The organism is bacterium, assembly GCA_021372515.1.
Taxonomy (GTDB): domain Bacteria; phylum Gemmatimonadota; class Glassbacteria; order GWA2-58-10; family GWA2-58-10; genus JAJFUG01.
The window spans coordinates 1-4872 of the sequence record JAJFUG010000149.1 but is presented as its reverse complement, the minus strand read 5'-3'; the positions used below and the strand labels follow the sequence as shown (position 1 = coordinate 4872).

Here is a 4872-nt window from a genome sequence, read left to right as displayed (position 1 = left end):
GCTGGATGAGTTTGTGATTATGCCAGACCATTTTCACGGGATATTGATTTTTCAATACGCGGGCACGGTGCACCGTGCCCCTACGCCGGAATCTTTCTCACGGCCGGTCCCCGCGTCGTTGCCAACCGTTGTCCGCTATTTCAAGTCCGCGGTGACAAGGCGTATCCGGGAATTGAGCGGTGATTCGGAAATTGTTGTCTGGCAACGCGGCTACCACGAGCACGTGATCCGCAAGGCCGATGATATAAACCGGGTGCGGGAGTATATTATGAATAACCCTTTGAGATGGAGCCTGCGGGAAAAACAATAGGGCACAGCGTGCCGTGCCCCTGCTGTAACTCTGTTTTAAATACTGTGGTCTAAAGCAATGATACAGTGTTTAAAATCAACGCGTGCCGCAGGCGATCCGCGAGAATGGCTTCTCAGGCTGCTCTTGGTTTTCAGCCGCAGGCATCTTTATCCGAGAAATGATCAGGTTCGTTTGACCAACCTACTATGCCGTCCTTTGTTTGTATTCGTACCCACCACACGGAGACCGGCTGGAACTCATAAGAACCCCAATCGTCAGGCGATGGTGCATCATCGCTGATGTCTATTTCATCATCAATGAATTCCCCTTTATACCAAATCTTGAAATACCCTTCTCCCAGATAAGTATAAACCCACAGGACATCCCCTTCTCGATAGTTTTCATAGTCTTTTTTGACGATGATCTTGCCGGGTTTTGTGTGTACTTCGCCTGTCTGGGCAATTACGCGAGTGCCTTTTTTCGCGATTCCTACAACTGAGCTACCTGATTTCGGCTCGGCGTAGAGTTTTGTTTCTTGTTCCACGCCCCAATCACCATACTGGCAACATTCAAAAGGGCACGCACCTTCATCGACGTAAAAAGTTGGATGATCGTCGGCTAAAACTGCGGAAGCGCCCAGAAGTGCCAGCGCCAGAAACAGACCTTTCTTTGGCATCGCTTCCCTCGCAAACAACATTATGGTTGATTCTGCTTGGAGCGAACCGCTTGTCGGTGGTCACCCCGGCGGAGTGCAAGGACATACCCAAAGTCAAAACTGATTTCAATGCGTGGCAGGTTAAATAAATCTGAGGCCATGCTGTTCCAGCGACATTAATGGTTCAACGTTGAGGCGGTGCTGTAGTCATCTCTTTCGATTCTGTAATAGAATATAATTTGAACAAGTCATTGTCAATAATTATTGTGGTACGGGCAAAATTTGATAATCGGCGCTGTGCTTCCGGCCTTGAGTGAACTATACCCCAATCCTTGGATGCTCAGTATTTCATTTTTATTCGATAGCTATTTTGAGTCGCCAAGCGCGTTGAAATTTGTTGTGAACCTGGGATTAATGAATTGTAAGATTGTGTGGCGTCATCATGAGGGAGGGCTGCAAGATACTCCTGAACACAAAGCATCAATCTGATGTTTTCTTCCAAACCCATTGACTGCCAAGCCCCGGAAAAATATATTTCCTGCCGGGATACCTCAATCTTACGAAACCAAACGAAAACAAGCATAGCCTTTTGACGCACCGGGAGGGGAAACGATGGAACGCACTACCGAACAATTAGCCGTGGACACCATAAAAATCCTGGCCTGCGAGGCCGTGGAAAAAGCCCAGTCCGGGCACCCCGGCATGCCCATGGGCATGGCGGATGTGGCGGTGACCCTCTGGACCCGCTTCCTGCGCCACGACCCGGCCGACCCCGGCTGGCCCGACCGCGACCGTTTCATCCTCTCGGCCGGCCACGGTTCCATGCTGATCTACAGCCTGCTGCACCTGGCCGGCTACAGCCTGACTATCGAAGACCTGAAAAACTTCCGTCAGCTTGGCAGCCGCACCCCCGGCCACCCGGAGTACCGTCACCCGCTGGGAGTCGAGACCACCACCGGCCCGCTGGGTCAGGGTTTCACCAACGGGATCGGCATGGCCGTGGCGCGCCGTCACCTGGCCGCCCGTTTCAACGCCGAGGGCTTCCCGGTCTACTCGAACACGATCTACGCCATAGTGAGCGACGGCGACCTGATGGAGGGCCAGACCGCCGAGGCCGCCTCCCTGGCCGGGCACCTGGGCCTGGGCGAGATCGTCTACCTCTACGACAGTAACCATATCTCCATCGAGGGCGACACGGCCCTGGCTTTCGACACCGAGAACGTCCTGGGCCGTTTTGCGGCCTACGGCTGGCACACCCAGGAGGTGAAGGGTGATGACCGCGAGGCCGTGGCCGCGGCCATCGAAAAGGCCCGCGCTGTCACCGACAAGCCCTCGATCATCCAGTGCAACACCAAAATCGGCGCCGGACTGCCCACCCGCGAGGGGGATTCCGAGATCCACGGCGCTCCGATCGGGGCCGAGGAACTGGCCGCGCTGAAAAAGAAGCTGGGTTGGGATGACAAGCCGGATTTCTTCGTGCCGCCTGCGGTGTACGAGCTGTTCGCGGCCCAGGCCGCCAGGGGCAAGGCTGAGCGCGCCGCCTGGCTCAAGATGATGGAAAAGTACCGTGCCGCCCAGCCCGAGAAAGCCGCCCTGCTGGAGAAGTTCCTCAAGCCCGCGCCTCCGGCCGACCTGACCGCCCAGCTCCTGGCCTCCGTGGCCAGCGACAAGCCGGCCGCCACCCGCGCCAGCGCGGGCAAGGCCGAGCAGGTGATCGCCAGGGCCTACCCGAACCTGATCGGCGGCTCGGCCGACCTGGCCCCCTCGACCCGCACTTTGATCTCGGGCGGGGGCGATTTCAGCCGCGCTTGCCCGGAGGGACGCAACATGCATTTCGGGGTGCGCGAGCACGCAATGGGCGGTATCATGAACGGCATGGCGGCCTACGGCGGCCTGAAACCGTTCGGCAGCACGTTTTTCGTGTTCTCCGATTTCATGCGCCCGGCGATCCGTCTGGCCGCGGTGAGCGGTTTTCCGGTGATCTACGTGTTCACCCATGACAGTATTTTTGTGGGCGAGGACGGACCCACGCACCAGCCGGTGGAGCAGACCATGGCCTTGCGCCTGATCCCCGGGCTCACCGTGCTGCGCCCGGCCGACCCCACCGAGAGCGCCGTGGCCTGGGAGGTGGCAGCCGCGAGCACGGACCGTCCGACCGCCATGCTGCTGAGCCGCCACAACCTGGCGCCAATCGACCGCACCAAGTACGCCCCGGCCGAGGGCCTGAAAAAGGGTGGCTACGTGCTGAGCGAGGCGGCGGGCGGAGCGCCGGAATTGATTATCATCGCCACGGGCAGCGAGGTGCAGCTCGCCTTGGACGCCCAGGCCGCCCTGGCCGCGGAGGGACGCCGGGTGCGGGTGGTGAGCCTGCCCAGCTGGGAGCTGTTCGAGGCACAGAGCGCGGAGTACCGCGAGAAGGTGCTGCCTGCCGCTGTGACCCGACGCCTGGTGGTGGAGGCCGGGATCGGCCTGGGCTGGGAGCGTTACGCCGGCCCGCAGGGTGTGATTATCGCCATGCAGGGTTTCGGCGAATCCGGCCCCTGGAAAGAGCTGGCCAAGAAATACGGTTTTACCGCGGCCAACGTGACCGAGAAAGCCCGTCAGCTCCTGGCCAAGTGAGCCATCCGAAACATCGATTCGAGTGCGCACCGGCGGTCCCAAGTCTGGGGGCCGCCGGTGTTTTATATGAGGGTGGACACGATAGTTGTGTAGATGCTGATTGAACCGTAAGTTCTCGTAGGGGCACGGCATGCCGTGCCCGAAATACTCTTTTCTTCTTTCGTTTCGGCGAGAGAAGCAAAGCCAGCGGGGGTCGCGAACTCGTCCTGGCTAAGTCTCCCCTTCAGCCTGCTGTGTGCCTGAGGCTTTGATTCCGCTGCCGCGTTGCAGCGGCGGCGCTGCCGCGAATCGCTGCCGCACCGTGAATCACTTCCTGACTGTACCGTTTTACTCTCGGCGATACGCTTCCAATGCTGCAGGCTCAGACATGCGCGGCCCCCAAAGACAAAGGCGGCGGCCTGTCGGCCGCGATAGGGAAAGATTGGTGTCACCCGGTCAGTTTAACTTTCAGATCAAGGTTGCCAATTCCACGGGCCTGGGATATTATTTCGCTCGATAACAACCCTGAATTGAATACAATCACTTTTCGGACTGGCTTTCCACCTGTTGACCGGGAGAGACGATGAGACCGGGTAAGAGCTTATTCCTCGTTCTGTGTGTCTGTGTGTTAGTCGCTCGCAACCTTGCGGCGCTGGAGATTCCGCTCACCGCCCGCGAGTGGCAGGGCCTGGCCCGCCGCGCCGAGGTGGTCAGCACCGGGCTGCCCCTGCCGCGCGGCGCGGTGCACGATCCCGTGAGCCTGGGCCTTCTGGACGGCTCCGGCAAGGCCGTGCCCGCGCAGTTCCTGACCCAGGCTGTCTGGCCGGATGGTTCGGTCAAGTGGCTGCTGCTCACGTTCCCAGCCGACTGCGCCCCCAAGACAGAGGCGCGCTACACCCTGACCGACAAAGCCTCGACCCCTGTCGGCACTTCGCCCCTGGCAGTGCGCGAGGAGGGGGGCAAGGTGATTGTCGAGACCGGGGTGCTCAAGGCCGAGCTGGACCGCGAGTATTTCGACCTGTTCGGCCGGGTCTGGCTGGACCACAACCGCGACGGCGTGTTTACGGACAGCGAGCTTGTCACGACGCCGGAAAACCCCGAGGGGATAGCGGCCGTGGACGCCCAGGGGCGAAGGCTCGCCAGCCGCTGGGGCAAGGTGGACAGCCTGGTTGTCGAGGAGCGCGGCCCGGTGCGCGCCACTGTGCTGGTCAAGGGCTCGCTGTTCGAGTACGAGAGCTACCGCCGCGGCGACCCCTGGGTCGACTACACCGCGCGCCTCCAGTTCCATGCCGGCAGCGGCCTGGTGCGGGTGTTTTTCAGCCTGGAGAAC

4 protein-coding genes are annotated in these 4872 nt (G+C 60.0%); 3 read left to right on the top strand and 1 reads right to left on the bottom strand.

Features of this window, described 5'->3' with window-relative positions; genetic code table 11:
- Positions 1 to 310: transposase (locus LLH00_14075; GenBank protein MCE5272402.1), on the top strand; the 310-nt coding region annotated here is incomplete at its 5' end.
- Between the two features lie 130 nt (positions 311 to 440).
- On the opposite strand, the gene LLH00_14070 is transcribed toward LLH00_14075, so the two are convergent.
- Positions 441 to 965: a hypothetical protein gene (locus tag LLH00_14070; protein ID MCE5272401.1), complete on the bottom strand. Its 525-nt coding sequence runs from the start codon at positions 963 to 965 to the stop codon at positions 441 to 443.
- Positions 966 to 1556: 591 nt separating this feature from the next.
- On the opposite strand from LLH00_14070, the gene tkt reads away from it, so the two are divergent.
- Positions 1557 to 3563, top strand: a complete 2007-nt coding sequence (tkt, locus tag LLH00_14065; protein MCE5272400.1) for a transketolase — start codon at positions 1557 to 1559, stop codon at positions 3561 to 3563.
- 562 nt (positions 3564 to 4125) lie between these two features.
- Positions 4126 to 4872 (top strand): hypothetical protein (locus LLH00_14060; GenBank protein MCE5272399.1); only part of this gene is annotated, 747 nt, incomplete at its 3' end.

Coding starts and splice junctions, on each gene's coding strand:
- LLH00_14070 (MCE5272401.1), bottom strand. CDS start 965: ATGCCAAAGAAAGGTCTGTTTCTGGCGCTGGCACTTCTGGGCGCTTCC.
- tkt (MCE5272400.1), top strand. CDS start 1,557: ATGGAACGCACTACCGAACAATTAGCCGTGGACACCATAAAAATCCTG.